Here is an 18,485-nt window from a genome sequence, read left to right as displayed (position 1 = left end):
TTACTCCAGATCCAGGGTGCCGAGGACCCGGGCCCGCCGGGACACGTAAGTGAAGACACGGTGGCCCAGCAGCGCGTAGCCGGCGCTGAGCAGGACCGTCAGGCCCAGGAAGCGCAGGTCCGGGGTCCGCTGGGTGCAGGAGGTGAGGAACTCCATCGCCCAGCGGAAGCTGATGAGCCAGGACAGCGCGCCCAGCGGCCGCGGGATCAGGCGGAGCGGGATCAGCAGGCCGCCGAGCAGGAACACCGGGTACATCAGCGCGCCCGAGATCTGGGAGCCGTACCGGCTCACCAGGAACACGCAGGCCAGCAGCATGCCGAGGGCGGTGCCGGAGCACACCACCACGAGCAGGCCGACGAGCAGCCACCCCACATCGCCGAACGCGATCGGCTGGCGCAGGGCGGCGAGTGTCGCGGCGACCGTGGCCAGGATCGACGCCACGGACAGCACGCTCGAGCCCAGCGACTTGCCCACCAGCACGACCAGCGCCGACCGCACGCCGAACAGGCCGGCCGACAGCACGCCTTCGGCGCGTTCCAGGCTCAGGATGCCCGCGCCGTTCCAGACCGTGGAGGTCCAGAACGCCATCAGCAGGATGCCGGACACCACCCGCCCGGCCGCCACCGGGTCGGTGACCGCGTTCAGGTTGACCACGAGGAGCACCGCCGGTTGGACGAAGCCGAGGACCAGGGTGAACTTCCACTCCGCGGCGTAGATCAGGATCTGGTGGCGGGCGGCGACCGCGAGCGCCTCGCCCGTCCCGGAGCCGGGCATCACGCCCGCCGTCCCGGCGCCGAGGCCGCGGCCGGTGCCGCCGTGCGCCCGCTCAGGCTGGTGAACGCCTCCTCCAGGCGGGTGTCCTCCACCCGCACCTCGTGCACCGTCACATCACCGAGCAGCCGCCCGATCTCCGTGAAGACGCCCGCCTCCCACGCCTGCGGACGCAGCCCGATCTCCCAGCCGCCGCCCTCCTGGCGTACCAGCACCTCCGGCAGGTGCGGCCCGGTCAGATCCGGCAGCGGGCCCTCGCCCCGCACCACGATGGTGGCGACGTACCCGGCCAGGCGGGTGAACTCCTCCAGTTCGCTCTGGTGCTGCACCGCCCCGTCCCGCAGCAGCACGACGCGCTGCGCGAGGCGCTCGACGTCGAGCAGGTAGTGGCTGGTGAGGAGGATCGCCACGCCCTCGTCGCGCAGGGACAGCACGGTCTCGCGCAGGCTCTGCGCCTCGAACGCGTCCAGGCCGACCGTCGGCTCGTCGAGCATCAGCACCGACGGGCGGCCCAGCAGGCCGATCGCCAGGTGCAACCGCTGGCGCATGCCCTTGGAGTACGTCTCGACCCGCCGGCCGGCCACATCGGTCAGGTGCACCTGCTCCAGCACCTGCGCGATGCGCTCGCGCAGCCCGCGGCCGCCGAGTTCGCGCAGCATCCCGAAGTACCGCAGGTTGTCCCGCGCGCTCAGCCGCCCGTACAGCCCGCGGTCCCCGCCGAAGGAGACACCGAGCGCGCCGCGGGCCCGGCGGGCCTGCGTGACCACGTCGAAGCCCTGCACCCGGGCGGTTCCCCGATCCGGCACCAGCACCGTGGACAGGATCTTCAGCAGCGTGGTCTTGCCCGCGCCGTTGCCGCCGAGCAGCGCCACGATCTCCCCGGGCGCCACCTCGAACGTCACGTCGCGCAGGACCGCCACCTCGGCACCGGGGCGGCCGAACGACCGGCCGATCCCGTGCACTTCGATCGCCGGCGTCATGGCGTGCCGTCCTCGTCCGCCACCACGCGCAGCTCCTGCTCGATCCTGCGGAACTCGGCGTGGTCGGCCTCGACCCGGTCGATGTCCCGGTCGGCCAGCAGCGCCCAGCCCCGGTCCATGGTGGACATCAGGCCGGTGGTCGGCGCCACCGGATCACCGTCGCGCAGGGACAGCTGGAAGTGCCGGCAGCTGCGCAGCTGCCGCACCCGGCCGAGGGCGGCCGTGTTGCCGACGGTGCCGGCCCGGCGGAAGATCAGGTACACCCCGCGGACCCGGCGGCGCAGCCGGTAGTCGCCCTCGTCGGGGGCGGCGCCGGTGAGGCTGTGCACGTACCGCGAGAGGGCGCTTCCCCCGGTGGCCAGCTCGGACGCGCCGGCCAGGCCGGCCCCGGCCAGGCGCGCGCCCGACTCCATCAGCACCGGGCCGTCGGCGGTGAGCAGGACCTCGGTGTGGCAGGGGCCGAAGCGGACGCCCAGCGCGTCCAGGACGCGGCGCACGTACGCGATCAGCCCGGGGTTCTCCGGCGCGTCCTCGGGCCTGAAGTCGGTGCTCTCGTACACCGCGAAACTGGGGCCGACCGGGACCTTGTTGTACCGGCAGACACTGGTGACGGCGTGGCGGCCGTTGCGGGTGAAGGTGTCCACCACGTACTCGGTGCCGTACATCCGCCGCTGGATCAGGACCGTCTCGTTGACCGCGCCCAGCAGGTTGACCGCGCCCAGCAGGCCGCGCACCGCCGCCTCGAGGTCGCCGCCCTCGGGCACCAGGGTGAGCCCGTCCGACAGCGAGCTGCGGGCCGGTTTGACCACCAGCGCGCCGGTGTCGGTGGACAGGCCGCCGGCCGCCGCCGCCTCGACGCAGCCGCGCCAGTCGTCGACCGCGACCGTGGGGATGGTCGGGACCCCCGCGGCGCGCAGGGTCCGCATCATGACCGCCTTGTCGCGGCGGGCCTGCGAGCGCTCCGGATCGTTGGCGAACTCCGGGGTGAGCCGGGCCGCGAGCGCGTCGGCGAACTCGACCCCGCACTCCGCCCCGGGGAACACCGCGACCGGGCGCATCCGGCGGACACGGTCGAGGACCTCCTCGAAGCCGATGGCGGCCTCGGTCGTCCCGGCGTGGTCGGCGGCCTGGAAGGTGCGCGTGTACGACGGGTCGGGGCGCGGCGACGTGAGCACCGCGTGGGTGTCGAAGCCCGCACGGCGCAGGGTGCGGCCGAGCGCGACACCGGAGGAGTAGGGGTCGACCAGGACGACGGTCCCGGCGCCCGCCGGTTCAGTTGGCACCGGACGCCTCACGAATCCCGGCATGCAGCGCGCTGAGGTTCGGCACGGCGAACATCTCCAGCATGTCGACCTGCACTCCCCAGCGTTCGTCGACCTCGACCGCCAGCTGCGCCGCGCCGATCGAGTCACCGCCGGCTTCGAAGAAGTTGGCGTCCCCCGACAGCTCGGGCACGCCGAGGATGTCGGCACACAGCCTGGTGAACTCTTCCAAGGTCGGCCCGTTTACCGCCATGATCAATCTCCTCATCTCGACGTCCGTCGAATCCCTCACCGCTCGCTCGGCCGGCAGCCCTCATGACGCCGCCGCGGTGTCCTCCTCGACCAGCACCAGCCGCAGCTCCGATGTGTAGCCGCGGCCCTGCCTGTCGGTCAGCCAGCACTGTTCCGGCTCCGGCAGCATCTCCACGACGCTGACGTCCCCTTCGCCGGGTTCACGCATGAGCCGGCGCACCGTCCGGGCCAGGATCTCCACGAACGCGGGGGCGTCGAAGTCGACGAAGAACGGCTTCGTCTCCAACGGCGACTTCACGAACACGAAGCGCGGCAGTCCCAGCCGGCGGGCCCAGCCGCGGGCCGCCACGAAGCGCTCCCGCTCGTCGCCGCACATCGCGAACGCCGCCTTGCGGGCCGGCACCGTCCAGCTCTGCCGGGCCACCACCATCGAGTCCACGACGATCCGGGGCCGCCGCGCACCGGGCAGCAGGCCGAACACCTGGGACACCGGCTCCTTGAGCTGCTCGGCGAACAGGTCCATCACGTCGAACCGGTGGCCGTCGGGCAGCACCACGACGAGCTCGCCGTCCTCTTCGCGGACCTGTGCGTCGCTCGCCGCGACGAGGACGCCGTCGGCCGGCGTCGGGTGCTTCGGGTTGAGCAGGAGCCGGTAGTCCGCGGGGCGTACCAGCGCCGGATGCGAGCGCGGTGTCAGCCGCGGCCGGGCGTCCTTGGGCAGCGCCATGAGCAGGCGCGGCCCCGGGAAGTCGGCGCTGAGCATGTCCCGCAGGGCGGCCATGTCCGGGTGCTGGCGCGCGGTCGCCTGGTAGTCGAGGGTGTTGAGGGCCACGTGCATCTCGCCCAGCACCAGGAAGGGCTCCCCGGGCGCCGCACCGCCGATCATCATGAGGTCGGGACAGCACACCCGCGCCTCGCTCCAGCCCGGCCGGGGCGCGGCGAACTCGGCCGCGACGCCGCGGGCGAGCTGCGCGGTGGTGCGGTGCAGCACCCGCTGCCCGGGCTCCGGAGCCAGCACCCGGCGCCAGCGCGCGTCGAACTCCTCCCGGGCGGTGGCCAGCGCCCCGGGGAGGGCCGAGGCCAGCAGCGGCAGGCAGGCCAGCCACAGCGCCATCGCGTCCGGGGTGTCGATGCCCCTGGCCAGCAGCTTCCGGTACGCGGCGAGGACGTGCGGCAGGAACAGCTCCCGCACCCGCCAGGTCAGCCAGCGCGCGCTGTCGGCCAACGGCCCCAGCGGTGCGAGCGCGTCGACGAACGGACCGCCGAGGTCGACCGCGACATCGCGCCGGCTCTCCGGGTAGGCGACCGTGCGGCCGCTGTACGCCTTTCCGTGCCGCCGCGTGGCGTCCACCCCGGACAGTTCGACGAAGGTCTCGTCGAGCGCGCCCAGCGCCCGGTCCAGGCGGTCGGGGTCGTCCCAGTCCTCGGCGACCTGCCGCTTGGCCGCAGCCAGCCTGCCGACCGCGGACCGCAGCGCCCCGCCGATCGCCGGATCGGTGATCCGCTGCGCCAGCGCGGCCAGTTCGTCGTCGGTGTGCAGCGGCCCGGCCAGGTTGAGGTCCCAGGTCAGCCAGCGCCGGTCGGCCAGTTCCGCGAGCAGCGCCATGACCTGCTCCGGGCCGTCCAGCCGGTGTTCGCGCGCCACCTCGGCCGCCAGCAGCCACGCCGGCATCCGGCCGTCCGCCCGGGCCAGGACGGCCGCGGTGACCGGATCGGCCGACTGCACCCGGCCGGAGGAGAACCGTACGCCGTCCGCGGCCGGCCGCAGCGAGGGCACGCGCCGCACGGGCAGCCACGGCCGCAGGTCGAACCGCTCGGCGAAGTGCGCCGCCACGGCGTCCACCGCCCAGCCCTCCATGTGCACGTCCACACCGGAGAGCAGGCCGCTGCCCGGGCGGACCGCCACGGCGGCCGGGCGGGCGGGGTCCAGCCCGGCCCAGGCGATCGGGCCGAAGAACCCGATCGTCTCGTTCTTCGTGCAGTACCGCTGCACGTAGGTGACGAGCGTGGCCTCCCGGGCCCGGCGTTTGGCGTCCCGCCCCCGGCCCTCGTTGATGTGCGCGAGCAGCGGATCGATGCCGGTGGCGAGCACAGCGCGGTTCTGCCAGGTCACCGCGAGCCGCAGCCACGACGAGCCGGCCAGCTCCGCCATGGACCGGTCGGCCCTGCGCCGGTACTCCCGCCACGCCGGGTCGAAGGAACCGAGGTCGATCCGCCGGCTCAGGGAGACGTCGGGCACCGCGTCGGCCGCGCGGCAGACGGCAGGGTCGGCGAGGGCGAGGGCGGCCGACGCCGGGTAGCCGGCGCTGCGCACCATCGCCTGCGGCCAGATCCGGCGGCGGCTGCCGGGGAGCAGCAGGGAGTCGGACGTCGCGCCCGCGCGCCCGTCGACCGCGTGGTTCGCACTGAGAGTCTGCATGTCTTTCGGTCCCTCCGGTGTGACGCGGTGTGCTCAGGCGCTGAGCACACCGATCAGCGCGTCCCTGGTCTGCGGTGCCGCGAAGAAGTCCGCCCGGCCGACCTCGACCGTCTCGTGCTTCGCCGGGCAGTCCGGGTCGCAAGGGTGGTCCCGGGCCACCAGGTGCAGTTCCTCCGGGCCGGCCGGCCGCCGGTCCGGATCGCAGGTCGCGGTGACATGGGCGAGCCAGTCGGCCTGCATGGCGGCGAGGCGGTCGGCCACCGGCCCGAGGTTGAGCGGTGCTCCGGCGTACGACCGCGCCATGGCCCGCTCCATGTCGGGCAGCCAGCGGGCGATGACCTCGCGCACGGTGCCGGCGTCGGCGCGGTAGCGCTCCGCCTCCTCGGGCGGCAGCGGGACCCGGGCCAGCGTGCGCCGCAACAGGCCGGCCACCCCGGCCGCCGGTGTCGGCTCCGGGTTCAGCGCCACGAGCGTGGGACGCCGGCGGCAGTGCGCGGCCAGGTGCCGGCCGACGGCGGCGGCGCCGCAGTAGGACACGACGGCGCCGACGTCCTCTTCCGCGACCCGCTCGGACAACTGCCGGGCGTACTCGTCGATCCCGGTCCGCCGCGGCCGGAACTCGTCGAGCAGGTACCGGGTGGTGAAGCCCTGGCTCTCCAGGTCCATCGCGCGGATGCGTCCGGCGGTGCCGCTTCCCGGGAACTCCAGGACGACGGTGATCGGGGCCGCGCCGTCCGCGCCGTCCGCGCCGTGCCGGGGAGGCCGGGGGCTCACGCCGGCACCTCGCAGCAGTCCGCGTCCGGGTCGAAGAGCGGCCCGTAGGTGATCTGGAGCCGGACGTAGTGCTGGGACGCGTTGTTGAAGTTGTCGGTGAACCCGGAGGCCACGAACCGCTCGTACTCGGCGTGGTACAGCTCGTACGCCTGGCGGGTCAGCGGAATCCCCAGGTCGATGCCGACGGCCTTCGCGCTGTAGAAGGCCTCGTAGCACTTGTAGCACTCACCGCACCACGCGCCGTTCGTCAGCCGGTCGCAGGTGCCGAGGATCGGGATGTCCCGCTCGTGCAGCCAGGTGATCATCTCCTCCTTGTGCAGGCCGCCGGCGACGGTACGCACCGGGTGCGCCGGCTGGTACCGCGACCACCAGTCGGCGAAACGCGGGTGCCGCTCGAAGTAGCCGCGCATGAACTCGCTGTGCCCGAGCAGCAGGTCGTTGCGCTCCATGCCGAGATAGACCGGCCCGTACCCGAGCGCGGACGCGATGGCGGCGCACAGGAAGTGGATCTGGCCGATCTTGCGGTCCGGCCCGTCGAACAGGTCGTAGTCGTGGATGCTCAGCAGGGTCGGCTCGATGTTCTGCGCGGCCAGCACCTCCCGGGTGTAGGTCGACTCCACGCCGCCGGAGAACCAGAGCGCCGGGCCCTTGTCCGCCGCCGGATAGCGGGGGACCCGCGCCCCGCCGCGCACCTCGATCGGGCGGCCGCACCGCAGGAACCGCGCGTACTCCCCCCAGCTCTCCACGTCCTCGTCCGCCACGCGGATCGACTCCGCGTCGCCGAAGACGTCCTGGCGCACGGCCAGATCGAAGGCGAGACGGTCCTGCGCCTCGGCCGACAGCGTCGTCTGACGGGTATTCACTTCGTGTCCTCCTCAGCGGACTTGAGGTCATCGGGCAGCAGGTCCAGCAGCAGCGCGTCACGCCGCCCGTCCGGGCCCGGCAGGTAGGAGCGCAGCCTTCCGACGTGGCGGAAGCCGGCCTTCTCGTAGCACCGCAGGGCGCGGGTGTTGGCGGCGTCGGCCAGCACGGCCACCCGGGCGTGGCCGGCCGCGAAGACGGCGGCGGCGAACGCGGCCAGCGCGGCGGACCCCAGCCCGCGGCCCCGGTCCTCCGGCGCGGCGACCACGACGTCCGGACGCACCGTGTCCGTGCGGGAGTCGACCTCGTACTCGATGAAGCCGACCGTCCTGCCGTCCTTCGTGAAGGGCAGGCAGCGCTCGTGCTGGAACCGGGCCAGGTGCTCGGGTTCCGCGGGCAGGTCCCACCACCTGCGCACCTCGGCGTCGCGGAACGCCCGCTCGAACAGGGCCAGATCCTCGGGCACCGCCCGGCGCAGTCCGATGCCGCCGGCGCCGGCCGCCTGGTCGGCGAACAGTGCCGCGCCGGGCCGCACCGGGGCCGGCGCGCACGCCGCGATCAGTTCTTCCAGGCTGTCGAGGATCGAGGCGGCGTCCTCCGGCTTCGGGTCGGGGAAGTGCCGGCAGGTGGGCGCGTCGAGAGCGCGGGCGTCCAGGAACGGCTGCTGCCCGAGTACGACCAGCGGGCGCCCGGTGTCCAGGGCCAGCGCGATCTCGCCCAGCGTCCCGTACCGGCCCTCGAAGGCGATCACCCCGTCCCCGGCCCAGTTCAGGATGTTGCTGCGGGCCAGGTCCATCGACGTGGGCAGCGCCCAGGTGGTGCAGTCGGTGGCGTCGTCCAACCGGTTCCACTTGAGCAGCCCCAGGGTCTGCCCGCCCGCCGCCACGCAGGCACGTTGCGCGCTCTCCGCGATACCGCCGTCCCCGCCGGTGACCATGCCGTACCCGCGGCGCCCGATCTCCCCGCCGATGGCGTCGGCGAGTTCCAGCGCGCTGGAACCAGCGTTGCCCGCTCGGCCGCCCAGGACCGCGATCGCCCGATTCCTCATACTGCTGCCGCTCCTTCGCCGCGATGGTCGGGTGTGCTCGCGCCGGCCGGCGCCAGGCGGCCGGCCGCGGCCAGCACCTCGGCCGCGGCGACCCCGTCACGGCAGGTCTCGAAGCACACGTCGTAGTAGTTGGTGCAGGTGCCGTTCGCGCCCATGAACGCGCACGCGCGCGCCCGCCCGCTCTGCACGGCCCGGAACCGTCCCGGAAGCGCGAGCGGGGACCAGATCCGGGCGTCGGTGGCGAGGTACAGCGCGACCACCGGACAGCCGAGCGCCGCTGCCAGGTGCACCGCCAGCGAGTCGTTGGTCAGCAGCCGCTCCAGGCCGCCGATCCAGTCCCGCAGCTCCGTGGTGCTGTCCACCAGGCGCAGCGTGACCCGGCCGGGATGGCGGGCGGCCAGCTCCCGCGCGATCTCCCGCTCCGACTCGTCCGGCCCCGAGCAGACCTCGACCGGGCCGAGTTCGCCGATCAGTTCCGACCAGCGGGACGCGGGCCAGCGCTTGGGCCGGGTGCTCGCGCCCACGCAGATGCCGGTCGACCCCGGCCGCGGCGCCCGGTACCCGGCAAGCCACGCCGCGTCGGCCCCGTCGGTTTCGACCCCGTGCCGGCGCAGGCACGCCGCCGCCTGGCTGCCGATCGGCAGGAGCTTCTCCGGCTCGGTGATCTCGTGCATGTCCCAGCACTCGATGCCGAGTCCGGCGGCCCGTTCGCGGAAGTCGAGGTAGTCGCCGTCGCGCTGCCACTCCTCGTGGCGCAGGTTGACGATGAGCGTGACGTCGTGCTGCCGGCAGAACTCCACGATGGCCGGCTGGTCGGCGGGGCGGAACCGCCGCCAGAGCGTGGGCAGGACGGCGGTCGGACCGCGCAGGCCGGCCGCTTCGCGCACCCAGTCCGCCTCCAGCATCGCGTTGGGCGGCGACCAGTACCGCAGGCCGGGCAGCGTCCGTTCCAGCTCCGCCAGCAGCGGGGCGAGGATGATGCCGTTGCCGAGGCCGCCGTTGAGGAACAGCAGCGCGTTGCGCCGGCCGGTCGCTGCGGCGCTCATCGGCGCACCCCGGTGAGTTCGCCGGCCAGCCGCGCGGCAAGGGCGAGGACGGTCAGGGCGGGATTCGCCGCGCCGGTGCGCGGGAACGTCGCCGGCCCGCACACGTACAGCCCCGGCACCGCCCGCACCTGGGCGCGCTCGTCCACCACCGCGCCGCCCAGCGGCAGCGTGCCGGCCTCGTGCTGCTCCCAGCCGAGCGGGAAGCTGTACGTCACCGGCTGTCCGGGCGCCTGCATGCTGTCCCCGGCGGTGATCCGGCCGGCGAGGTCGGCCGAGCCGAACCCGTCCTCGAACGCGAGGGGGGCCGCGGTCGTGTCCGCCTGCCCGCCCAGGAGCTGGTGCATCCGCCGCAGTTCCCGCCGCTGGTCGCCGGCCAACCGCCGGTCCGCCTCGCCGACATGGCCGGCCGCGAACGTCGGCCAGGGCAGCTCCGGCCCGGGCTCGCACCACACCCGGCCGGAGGGATGACGGGTCTGCTCGCCCATGAGGTAGCAGTCCACGACGGTGAGGCCGTGGTCGTTGGTGTAGACGCGCAGGAACAGGTTGGAGCGCGAACCGGCCGGGCCGGGAGCCATGAACAGGCCGCCGGCCTCGGCGAACGGCCGGAGCTGCTCCGGCACGGCCGCCGGGGCGAAGGCCGTCACGAACCCCTGCGCCAGCTTGTCCACCAGGCCCGGCAGCGAGGCGGTCCCGGTGGCGTCGTCAGGTGGCAGCGCCTGCAACACCAGCCGGCTGTTCTCGACGGTGCCCGCGGCCAGGACGACGCGTCCGGCCCCGATCACCGTCCGCTCGCCGTCGTGCTCGACGAGCACCCCGCGGGCGGTACCGTCCGGCCCGGTCACCACCGCGACCACCTGGACGTCGCAGCGCACGGACACCGCGCCGGGCCGCTCCGGGGCGTGCAGGTCCTCCAGCGGCGACCAGGCCCGCCAGCGGGGGGAGCCCTCCTCGGCGAGCACCGCCCGGGGCACCTCGGTGAACCGGCGGCCGCCGAGTTCGAACCCGCGCCCGGCGCAGAGCGGGCCGCCCGCCCACTTCTCCAGGTCGGCGACGACCGAGTCGTAGAGCGGCGGTTCGCCGTTCCGCGGCATCGTCAGATCGGCCACGACCTCGGCCGGCCAGCTGCCGTCCGCCAGCGCCCACGGCTCGATCGGAAGCGCGACGCCACCCCAGTACAGCGCCCGCCCGCCGAGCCGGCCGCGCAGACCCGAAATTCCGTCGAACCCCGTCGCGGTGGGGTGGTAAGGCCGCCGGAAGTAGGGATCGGACGCGGGGTCGAGCCATATCCGGTCGGCCTTTTCCCGGTCGTGCTCCCACCGGAGGTGACCGTGTCCGGCGTCCGGCCCGGCCTCGACGACGAGAATGCTGCCCGAATGAGTCGCGGCCATCCGGCGGGCCAGATAAAGCCCCGCGAGTCCGCCGCCGACGACAAGCACGTCGGCTGACGGCGGATGAATTCCGTTCGGTGTCCCACAAGGAGTCGTCATCACGTCCCGCCAAACTGACAAGAGAATCGGCCGGTTGTGCCGATACGGCCTCGCGCCGTCCAGTTGGAACCGTACGACATGCCGAAAGGCGGTTCATTGAACTTGCGCGCCAGGTTCCGGATCGTCCGCCGGGCCGGTTGTCCGCCGTTCGGCGACCGCTCCCCGGAGCCGGACGGAATTTCCGGGCCGCGAATGGAAAAGCAGCGCCAACTTTGGTCGATCCGGGCCGGAATGTCCGGGTTCCCGGCGTCGGAGAATTTGTTCTGGCTATACATTCCGTATTGGACTGGCGAAGCATCACCGTCGACCAGGATCTCCGCGCCCGGAAGGGGCGGCATCGATCAGGTCGTAGCTGGCAAAACCACGAAGCGAGCGGCGCGACTCCCGGTACCCCTGAGGGATACGGGCCGATGTCGCGTGTCATCGAGGGAGAAACCATGGCTGCCCATTCGGCGTCCGCGGACCACAGCCACAGCCATCTCACAGGTCTGGCGCAGGCGCTGGCCGGTCTCGATGTGGACCGGATCACGCGCTGGGGCGCTGAACTCGCGGACCGCCTCAGTACCGGGCGAACGCTGCTGGCCGCCGGCAACGGCGGCTCGGCGGCCGAGGCACAGCATCTGACCGCGGAACTCGTCGGGCGTTACCAGCGCGAACGGCGGGCGGTCGCCGCGGTCGCCCTGCACGCCGACTCCTCCACCGTGACCGCGGTGGCCAACGACTACGGATACGACCGGGTGTTCGCGCGCCAGATCGAGGCGCACGCCCGGCCCGGCGACATCGTGCTGCTGCTGTCGACATCGGGCCGCAGCACCAACCTGCTCCACGCCGTGGAGGCGGCCCGTGCGGCCGGAGCCACCACCTGGGCCCTCACCGGGCCCGGGCCGAATCCGCTGGCCGAACTCGCCGACGACGCACTGGCGATCGAGGCGGGCACCTCCGCCAACGTCCAGGAGTGCCAGCTCGTGGTGGTGCACCTGCTCGCGTCGGCGGTCGACGAGCGGCTGCTCGAAGCGTCGGCACCGGTGTCGGAGCCGGGTACGGAGCCGGCGCCGGTGCCGGCCGCGCCGGCCCCCGCGGAGAGCCCGGTCGCGGTTCCGGCCGCGGCTCCGGCCGCGATTCCGGCCGCCGTCCCGGCCGAGCGGAGCGGGACCCCGACGCGGCCGAGGATCGTGGTGGTCGGGGACACCCTGCTCGACCGGGACAGCACCGGCTCGGTCAGCCGGCTCTCCCCGGAAGCACCCGTCCCGGTCCTCGCCGGGCTCGACACGGCCCACCGGCCCGGGGGCGCGGGCCTGGCCGCGGTGCTCGCCGCGACGGACCGCCACGACGTGACCCTGGTGACCGCGCTGTCGAAGGACGCCCCCGGCGCCCTGCTGCGCACCCTGCTCGACGAAGCCGGCGTCCGTGTCGTCGATCTCGGCCTGAGCGGACCGACACCCGTCAAGTCCCGTATCCGTACCGCGGACCGCACCCTGCTGATGCTGGACGAGGCAGGCCCGGCGGGCGAGATACGGCCGGCCGGCCTGGACGGCGCCGCCGAAGAGCTGGCCGGGGCCGACGCGGTCCTCGTGTCGGACTACGGCCGCGGCGTGACCGCGCTGCCGGGACTGCGCCGGCTGCTGTCCGAGGCGGCGGGCCGGGTGCCGATGGTGTGGGACCCGCATCCGCGGGGCACCGCCGCGGTACCCGGAGTCCGCCTGGTCACCCCCAACCAGCGGGAAGCGGAGGTGCTGACGGGCCGGCAGGAGACCGGCGGCCCTGACGGCCTGTCCGCGGTCGTCGCCGCGGCCCGGGCCCTGCTGGACCGGTGGCCGGCCGAGCAGGCCGTGGTCACCCGGGGCGCGCACGGCGCCGTCCTGGTGCACAGCGGCGGCGGCACCCCGCTGGTGGTCAACAGCCGGCGGATCGTCGCGCTCGACAGCTGCGGGGCGGGGGACCGGTTCGCCGCGACGACGGTCCTGCGGCTGGCCGAAGGCGCCACGACGGCCGAGGCGGTGGCCGCCGCGACGGACGCCGCCACCACGTACGTGGAGAACGGCGGCCCCCGGAACGCCGGTGACCGGCCGGCCGCCCCGGACGAGGCCCGACCGGACGAGGACCCGCTGGCCATGGCGCGGCGGGTGCAGGCCGCCGGCGGCACCGTGGTGGCGGTCGGCGGGTGCTTCGACCTGCTGCACCGCGGACACGTCACCATGCTGGAAGAGGCCCGCCGCCTGGGCGACCTGCTGGTCGTCTGCATCAACGGCGACGAGTCGGTGTCCCGGCTCAAGGGCCCGGAGCGGCCGGTGCTGCCCGCGGTCGACCGGGCCGGGATGCTGCGCTCGCTGCGCTCGGTCGACGCGGTGGTGGTCTTCGACGAGGACACCCCCGAGCGCGCGCTGCGGGCGCTGCGCCCGGACGTCTTCGTCAAGGGCGGTGACTACCACGCCGCGCAGCTGCCGGAGACCGAGGCGGTGCGGGCCTGGGGCGGCGAGGTGGTCACCGTGCCCTTCGTCGACGGCTACTCGACGACCTTGCTGCTCGAAGAGCTGTCCGGGGCCCTGCCCGCCTCGGCCACCCCACGGCCCCGGAAGTCGTTGATCTCGATCAAGTGGCCGTCCGGATCGGAGAGGAACGCGACGGTCTCCCCGCCGATGCGCCGCGGTTCCTCGACGATCTGATAGCCCAGCGCCCGGACGTGGGCCACGATCCCGGGCACGTCGTCGACGGAGAAGGCCAGGTGCTGGGAGGGGTGCGGCGCCGGCAGGAGGCCGTCCTCCTGCCAGAGTTCGACGCCCGCGGGCATGCCGGCGGGCGCCATCTGGAGGATCGTCCGCCGGTCCAGCTCATAGCGGACGACCTGCTCCAGGTGCAGCGCGGCCGCGTAGAACGCTGCCGACCGGGCCACATCCGTGACGTCGAGGCGCACGTGATCCATGCGGATCGAGAACGAGGGCACGACAACCTGCCTTTCAACAAGAGGGGCCGGACTGCTCGTTCGAGCAGTCCCCGTGACTGCCGGCGGCGCGGGCGGGCCGTCCCGTCGGCCTTCTGGGCCGGACCCGCCCGCGCGGCCTCGGCTACGGATCGCCCGCGCCGACGAGCGCGTCGGAGATCCGCGCCGGTGTCGTTCCGTAGCGCTGCCGGAAGGCCCGGATGAAGTGGCTGCTGTCCGCGAAGCGCCAGCGCTGGCTGATCTCGCTCACCGTCAGGTGGCCGTGGCCCGAGATGAGGTCGACCCGGGCCTGTTCCAGCCGCCGGCGGCGGACATAGCCCATGAGCGTCTCCCCGGTGCCGTCGAAGGCCCGGTACAGGGTGCGGACCGAGACGTTCAGTCCGCGGGCGATCGAGGTGGGGCTGAGGTCCTCTTCCCGCAGGCTTCTCTCGGCCAGGCCGATCGCGGCGGACCGTAACGACGATCGAGTGCTTCCGATGAGGTCGGTCGGCTGGGTCATTTCCAAACTCCCATCGTGGGCGGATCGATGACGTCGAATGTCGAACGCGGGCGACGCAGGCCCCGGGTGGGCCCCGCCGCCCCGGACCGGGCGGCGGCCGCGCTGGAGACCGCGGTGCGCCGACCGCCGGAAGGGGTGTAGCGCGGGGACCGGTGCGGACCGGTCGCGGTCCGCCGGTCATGCCGGGGCCGGGGGTGCCCAGGGCTCGGCGTGGTAGTACCTGCGGCAGTCGAGGATCAGCGCCGCGTCCGACAACGTGAAGACGTCGACGAACTCCACGTCTTCCGGGCCGTCTTCGGCGGTGCTGCCGTCCGGGGCCGAGAGCCGGCCGATGACGACGATGGTGTCCCCCTCGGCCACCACCCGGCGAAGCCGGTGTCTGCCGCGGCGGCCCGTCGCACCGGCCTCGGACCGCAGGACCTCCCCGCGGCCGCGACAGCGGGGAGCGCCGGGTTCCGCAACCTCGACTCCCTCGTCCAGCAAGGAGCCGTAGCCGTCGAGGTCTCCGGCGTCCCGGTAACGGTAGGTCAGCATCGCGTGCGTGATCCCGGCAGCCGTCAGGGCGGTGCTGGGATAACGGGGTTCCAGATTCTCGCGGCTCATGTCGGAGGCCGTTTCCCTCGTGCGGCGACCGGGCCCTTGACGGCCGGTCCTTACGCCTTCGAGCATCGTCCGGGCGCATAACCCGGCCCTATCGCGCCGCTTTCCCCGGTCGATGGGGGCGGGCGGCGGCGCCGCCCGGCAGCCGCGGATCAGCGGTACGCGACCGGGGCGACGCCCGGACGATCCAGCTGTCGGCCGCGGCGCGCACCGAACGGCAGGCGCGTCGGCGTGGCGTGTCCCCTTGGCGTGCTGGGTAGTTACGGGGTTGCTCACGTAACATGCATGAATGCACGTCGACGGGCACAGGCCGCTGCCGGTGTGCGGCTCGGGGGACTTTCGCGCAGTCGAATGGCGTTGTCGAAGGCGACCATGAGCCGGAAAGGAGAGCCTGGTGGGGGAGTTACCCTACGAGCAGCGGCCCCGCGACGAACGGCTGAGATTCCGCCTGCTCGGACCGCTCGAGGTCTTCGGCGCCGACGGGCCGGTGAGCATCCGTCCGGGCCGCCAGGAGGTGGTGCTGGCCGCGTTGCTGCTGCACAGCAACCGCATCGTGCGCACCGACCACCTGGTGGACGTCCTCTGGGACGAGAACCCGCCGGACACCGCCCGTACCCAGGTCCAGATCTGTGTCTCCCGGATTCGCAAGGCCCTTGCCGCGGCCGGGTCCGAGGCGTCGGTCGTGACCCGGCCCCCGGGCTACCTGCTCCAGGTCGACGACGCGTCGATCGACCTGACCGTCTTCAACCGCCTGACGGCCGAGGCCCGCGCGCTGGTGAAGGGGGGAAGACCGGCCGAAGCGGCGGAGACGCTGCGCCACGCGGTGGGAATCTGGCGCGGCATCTGCCTGAGCGGCATCTCCAGCAAGGCCCTGGAGCGCACCGGAATCCAGCTGGACGAAGAACGCCTGGCGGCCACGGAGACCTATCTGCAACTGGAGCTCGACCTCGGCTGGCACACCCAGCTCATCGCCGAACTGGGCCGGATGGTCCGCGAGTACCCGCTGCGTGACCGGTTCCGCGGACAGCTCATGCTCGCCCTGCACCGGTCCGGACGCCAGGCGGAGGCACTGGAGACCTACCGGGCCGGCCGTACGCTGCTGCGCGACGAACTCGGCCTGGAGCCGAGCCAGGACCTGCGCAACCTGGAGCGCGCCATCCTCGCCGACGACCCGGCACTTCGGGCCGGCACGGGCATCGGCCTGAACCTCCCGTCACCCGGACCCCAGGGCGGCGCCTCCGCCCCGGCCGCCATTGCCCACCGCCCGCCCGAAGCCGAAGCGGCGGCCGAGGGGAGAGCCGAGGGGAAAGCCGAAGCGAAACCCGAAGCGATACCCGACGCCGACGCCGAGGCCGGGGCGGAGGCCGAGGCCGAGTACCGGCAGCGCGACGAAGTGCCGCACCAACTCCTCGCGGACACCGCCGACTTCGTCGGGGACGACGCGGTCATCGCGCAGGCCGAGGCCGTGCTGCGGGCCACCGGCTCCGGCCGGGCCATGGGGATCGTCGCCATCGTCGGCCGCCCCGGAATCGGGAAGACCACCCTGGCGACCCACATCGCCCACCGGCTGAGCGACGAGTACTTCCCCGACGGCCAGCTCTACTGCGACCTTCGCGGGGTGCGCCCCGATCCCCTCAACGCCAGGGAGGTGCTGGGCCGCTTCCTGCGAGCGCTGGCCATCCCCGGCTCCCTGATCCCCGACGGGCTCGACGAACGCGCCGAGATGTACCGGAGCCTGCTGGGCACCCGGCGGATGCTCGTCGTCCTGGACGACGCGGCGGACGAGGCGCAGGTCGGTCCGCTGCTGCCGGGCTCCAGGAGCTGCGCGGTCCTGGTCACCAGCAGGAACCGGCTCACCGGCCTTCCCGGCACCCACCGCGTCACTTTGGACATCCTGGACACGGGCCGGGCGCTGGAGTTGATCGGCAACGTTGTCGGCCACGATCGGGTCGCCCGCGAGTCGGAAGCCGCGAAAGCCCTCATCCGAGCGGTCGGCGGACTCCCGCTCGCCCTGCGCATCCTCGCGGCGCGCCTCGCCGCCCGGCCGCACTGGTCGCTGGCGTCGATGCTGGGGCGCCTGGCCGACGAGCGGGGCGGACTGGACGAGCTCGCCCACGGCGAGATGAGGATGCGGGCGAGCCTGTCGCTCACCCACGACGGGCTCGGCCGTCCGCAGCGCCAACTGCTCTGCCTGCTCAGCCTGGCGCAGGGCTCGACGCTGCCGGGATGGCTCGCGGGCGCGCTGGTGGACGACCGGCGGCCGGACGCGTCGGACCTGCTGGAACCGCTGGTCGACGTGCAGATGCTGGATGTCGTCGGCGTCGACGCCGGCGGGCACTTCCGGTACCGCTTCCACGAGATCATCCGCCTGTTCGCACGCGAACGGCTCGCCGAGGAGATCGGGGGACAGCAGCGGCAGGAGGCGCTGCGCCGCATGTTCGGCGGATGGCTGGCGCTCGCGGAGCGGGCCGGCCGGAAGATCTTCGGTACCGACTACCTGCGCGGCGGGACGATCCGCTGGCAGCCGCCCGAGAGCCATGTCCGGGAACTGCTGGCCGACCCCATGGAGTGGCTGGACCGGGAGCGGGAGAACCTGGGCATCGCCGTGGAGCACGCGGCGCGGACCGGCGAGGACGAGGTCAGCTGGGAACTGGCCGTCAGCCTCGTGTCGTTCTTCGAGGCCCGCGGCTACCTGGACGTGTGGGCCCGGACCCACCGCAAGGCGCTCTCCGCGGTCCGCCAGGCCGGCAACCGGCGCGGGCACGCGGCGGTGCTCGGCTCCCTGGGCACCCTCTACCTCAACAGGCGCCAGCTCGGCGAGTCCCGCGCCGCGCTGACGGAGTCGCAGAAGCTGTTCGAGGAGCTGGCCGATCCCAAGGGCCTTGCCCTGTGCCGGCGCGACCTGGCCTTCCTGGAACGTGTCCAGGGCAACGACGACAAGGCACTGCTCCTCTACGACCAGGCCCGGCGGGACTTCGACCGGGCCGGCGACCACGTGGGCCGGGCCTCCGTGCTGACGCAGAGCGCCGACATCTGGCTGCGGCAGGGCCATACCGGCCGGGTCCTGGCGCAACTGGAGGAGGCGCTGGAGATCTACCGCGGCAGCGGATACCTCGGGGGCCAGGCCCGGGCGTTGCAGCGGGTTGGACAAGTGCACCAGCAGCGCGGGGAGCTGACCAAGGCGGAGCAGATCCTGACCGACGTGCTCGCGATGGTCTCCAGCAGCGGCGACGTGATCGGCGAGGGCCATCTGCTGCACGATCTCGGCCGCGTCAACGTGTCGATGGGCCGGCCCGCGCAGGCCGAGGACTTCTTCACCCGGGCACTGTCCGTTCGTGAGGAGATCCTCGACCACTCCGGTGTCGCGTCGGTCTCCCTGGACCTGGCGGCGCTGCTGCTGCTCCGCGGTGACCGGCGCCGTCAGGCCGACCGCCTGCTGGAAGCGGCGGTCCCGGTCTTCCGGAAGCAGCAGATGGCCCGGGAACTGAAGCGGGCGGAGGAGCTCATGGCCGCCCTCACCGGTCAGTGCGCGGACGGCTGCTGAGAGC

General features: G+C 73.5%; 15 protein-coding genes and 1 pseudogene. 2 read left to right on the top strand and 14 right to left on the bottom strand.

Going from position 1 to position 18,485, the window contains the following annotated elements:
- Genes WA788_RS10775 through WA788_RS10725 form a run of 11 tightly spaced genes read right to left on the bottom strand, consistent with a single transcriptional unit; the run spans position 1 to position 11,238 of the window.
- Positions 1 to 774 carry an ABC transporter permease gene (locus WA788_RS10775; protein WP_335975040.1) on the bottom strand — a complete coding sequence of 258 codons (774 nt, stop codon included), beginning with the start codon at positions 772 to 774 and terminating at the stop codon, positions 1 to 3.
- On the bottom strand, positions 774 to 1,751 hold the full coding sequence (locus WA788_RS10770) for an ABC transporter ATP-binding protein (RefSeq protein ID WP_335975035.1): 978 nt from the start codon (positions 1,749 to 1,751) through the stop codon (positions 774 to 776). The genes WA788_RS10775 and WA788_RS10770 overlap by 1 nt, the downstream gene beginning before the upstream one ends.
- Positions 1,748 to 3,034, bottom strand: a complete 1,287-nt coding sequence (locus tag WA788_RS10765) for an ATP-grasp domain-containing protein (RefSeq protein WP_335975032.1) — start codon at positions 3,032 to 3,034, stop codon at positions 1,748 to 1,750. The genes WA788_RS10770 and WA788_RS10765 overlap by 4 nt, the downstream gene beginning before the upstream one ends.
- The gene (locus WA788_RS10760; protein ID WP_335975030.1) at positions 3,024 to 3,266 is read right to left on the bottom strand and encodes an acyl carrier protein; all 243 of its coding nucleotides are present in this window, start codon (positions 3,264 to 3,266) and stop codon (positions 3,024 to 3,026) included. The genes WA788_RS10765 and WA788_RS10760 overlap by 11 nt, the downstream gene beginning before the upstream one ends.
- 60 nt (positions 3,267 to 3,326) lie before the next feature.
- Positions 3,327 to 5,684 carry a lantibiotic dehydratase gene (locus WA788_RS10755; protein WP_335975027.1) on the bottom strand — a complete coding sequence of 786 codons (2,358 nt, stop codon included), beginning with the start codon at positions 5,682 to 5,684 and terminating at the stop codon, positions 3,327 to 3,329.
- 33 nt (positions 5,685 to 5,717) lie between these two features.
- On the bottom strand, positions 5,718 to 6,458 hold the full coding sequence (locus WA788_RS10750; protein ID WP_335975023.1) for a hypothetical protein: 741 nt from the start codon (positions 6,456 to 6,458) through the stop codon (positions 5,718 to 5,720).
- Positions 6,455 to 7,321 (bottom strand): hypothetical protein, encoded by an 867-nt coding sequence (locus WA788_RS10745; RefSeq protein WP_335975020.1) that lies wholly within the window; start codon positions 7,319 to 7,321, stop codon positions 6,455 to 6,457. Before WA788_RS10745 ends, WA788_RS10750 begins: the two co-directional genes overlap by 4 nt.
- Positions 7,318 to 8,367 (bottom strand): GNAT family N-acetyltransferase, encoded by a 1,050-nt coding sequence (locus WA788_RS10740; RefSeq protein WP_335975015.1) that lies wholly within the window; start codon positions 8,365 to 8,367, stop codon positions 7,318 to 7,320. The genes WA788_RS10745 and WA788_RS10740 overlap by 4 nt, the downstream gene beginning before the upstream one ends.
- Positions 8,364 to 9,413, bottom strand: coding sequence for a glycosyltransferase family 9 protein (locus tag WA788_RS10735; RefSeq protein WP_335975013.1), 1,050 nt, complete (start codon positions 9,411 to 9,413; stop codon positions 8,364 to 8,366). Before WA788_RS10735 ends, WA788_RS10740 begins: the two co-directional genes overlap by 4 nt.
- Positions 9,410 to 10,900: a GMC oxidoreductase gene (locus WA788_RS10730; protein ID WP_335975008.1), complete on the bottom strand. Its 1,491-nt coding sequence runs from the start codon at positions 10,898 to 10,900 to the stop codon at positions 9,410 to 9,412. The genes WA788_RS10735 and WA788_RS10730 overlap by 4 nt, the downstream gene beginning before the upstream one ends.
- Positions 10,900 to 11,238 carry a hypothetical protein gene (locus tag WA788_RS10725; protein WP_335975003.1) on the bottom strand — a complete coding sequence of 113 codons (339 nt, stop codon included), beginning with the start codon at positions 11,236 to 11,238 and terminating at the stop codon, positions 10,900 to 10,902. Before WA788_RS10725 ends, WA788_RS10730 begins: the two co-directional genes overlap by 1 nt.
- Positions 11,239 to 11,310: 72 nt before the next feature.
- Between WA788_RS10725 and WA788_RS10715 the strand changes: the two are divergent.
- Positions 11,311 to 13,278 (top strand): annotated as a pseudogene (locus tag WA788_RS10715) (PfkB family carbohydrate kinase); the annotation flags it as partial.
- A 125-nt stretch (positions 13,279 to 13,403) separates the two neighbouring features.
- On the opposite strand, the gene WA788_RS10710 reads toward WA788_RS10715, so the two are convergent.
- The 3 genes from WA788_RS10710 to WA788_RS10700 all read right to left on the bottom strand — a co-directional run bounded on the left by WA788_RS10710 (position 13,404) and on the right by WA788_RS10700 (position 14,940).
- Positions 13,404 to 13,820 carry a VOC family protein gene (locus tag WA788_RS10710; RefSeq protein WP_335974998.1) on the bottom strand — a complete coding sequence of 139 codons (417 nt, stop codon included), beginning with the start codon at positions 13,818 to 13,820 and terminating at the stop codon, positions 13,404 to 13,406.
- 142 nt (positions 13,821 to 13,962) lie between these two features.
- The gene (locus WA788_RS10705; RefSeq protein ID WP_335974994.1) at positions 13,963 to 14,337 is read right to left on the bottom strand and encodes a helix-turn-helix transcriptional regulator; all 375 of its coding nucleotides are present in this window, start codon (positions 14,335 to 14,337) and stop codon (positions 13,963 to 13,965) included.
- Between the two features lie 177 nt (positions 14,338 to 14,514).
- Positions 14,515 to 14,940, bottom strand: a complete 426-nt coding sequence (locus WA788_RS10700; RefSeq protein WP_335974990.1) for a nuclear transport factor 2 family protein — start codon at positions 14,938 to 14,940, stop codon at positions 14,515 to 14,517.
- 391 nt (positions 14,941 to 15,331) lie between these two features.
- Between WA788_RS10700 and WA788_RS10695 the strand changes: the two genes are divergently transcribed.
- Positions 15,332 to 18,481 (top strand): AfsR/SARP family transcriptional regulator, encoded by a 3,150-nt coding sequence (locus WA788_RS10695; protein WP_335974986.1) that lies wholly within the window; start codon positions 15,332 to 15,334, stop codon positions 18,479 to 18,481.
- Positions 18,482 to 18,485 lie beyond the last annotated feature (4 nt).

The organism is Streptomyces sp. CA2R106 (genome assembly GCF_037034245.1).
Taxonomy (GTDB): Bacteria; Actinomycetota; Actinomycetes; order Streptomycetales; family Streptomycetaceae; genus Actinacidiphila.
Note: the sequence above shows the minus strand (reverse complement) of the source record. Positions and strands in the feature narration are given on the sequence as shown.

Coding starts and splice junctions, on each gene's coding strand:
- WA788_RS10760 (WP_335975030.1), bottom strand. CDS start 3,266: ATGGCGGTAAACGGGCCGACCTTGGAAGAGTTCACCAGGCTGTGTGCC.
- WA788_RS10740 (WP_335975015.1), bottom strand. CDS start 8,367: ATGAGGAATCGGGCGATCGCGGTCCTGGGCGGCCGAGCGGGCAACGCT.
- WA788_RS10710 (WP_335974998.1), bottom strand. CDS start 13,820: ATGGATCACGTGCGCCTCGACGTCACGGATGTGGCCCGGTCGGCAGCG.
- WA788_RS10735 (WP_335975013.1), bottom strand. CDS start 9,413: ATGAGCGCCGCAGCGACCGGCCGGCGCAACGCGCTGCTGTTCCTCAAC.
- WA788_RS10755 (WP_335975027.1), bottom strand. CDS start 5,684: ATGCAGACTCTCAGTGCGAACCACGCGGTCGACGGGCGCGCGGGCGCG.
- WA788_RS10730 (WP_335975008.1), bottom strand. CDS start 10,900: ATGACGACTCCTTGTGGGACACCGAACGGAATTCATCCGCCGTCAGCC.
- WA788_RS10770 (WP_335975035.1), bottom strand. CDS start 1,751: ATGACGCCGGCGATCGAAGTGCACGGGATCGGCCGGTCGTTCGGCCGC.
- WA788_RS10700 (WP_335974990.1), bottom strand. CDS start 14,940: ATGAGCCGCGAGAATCTGGAACCCCGTTATCCCAGCACCGCCCTGACG.
- WA788_RS10705 (WP_335974994.1), bottom strand. CDS start 14,337: ATGACCCAGCCGACCGACCTCATCGGAAGCACTCGATCGTCGTTACGG.
- WA788_RS10725 (WP_335975003.1), bottom strand. CDS start 11,238: ATGCCGCCCCTTCCGGGCGCGGAGATCCTGGTCGACGGTGATGCTTCG.
- WA788_RS10775 (WP_335975040.1), bottom strand. CDS start 774: ATGCCCGGCTCCGGGACGGGCGAGGCGCTCGCGGTCGCCGCCCGCCAC.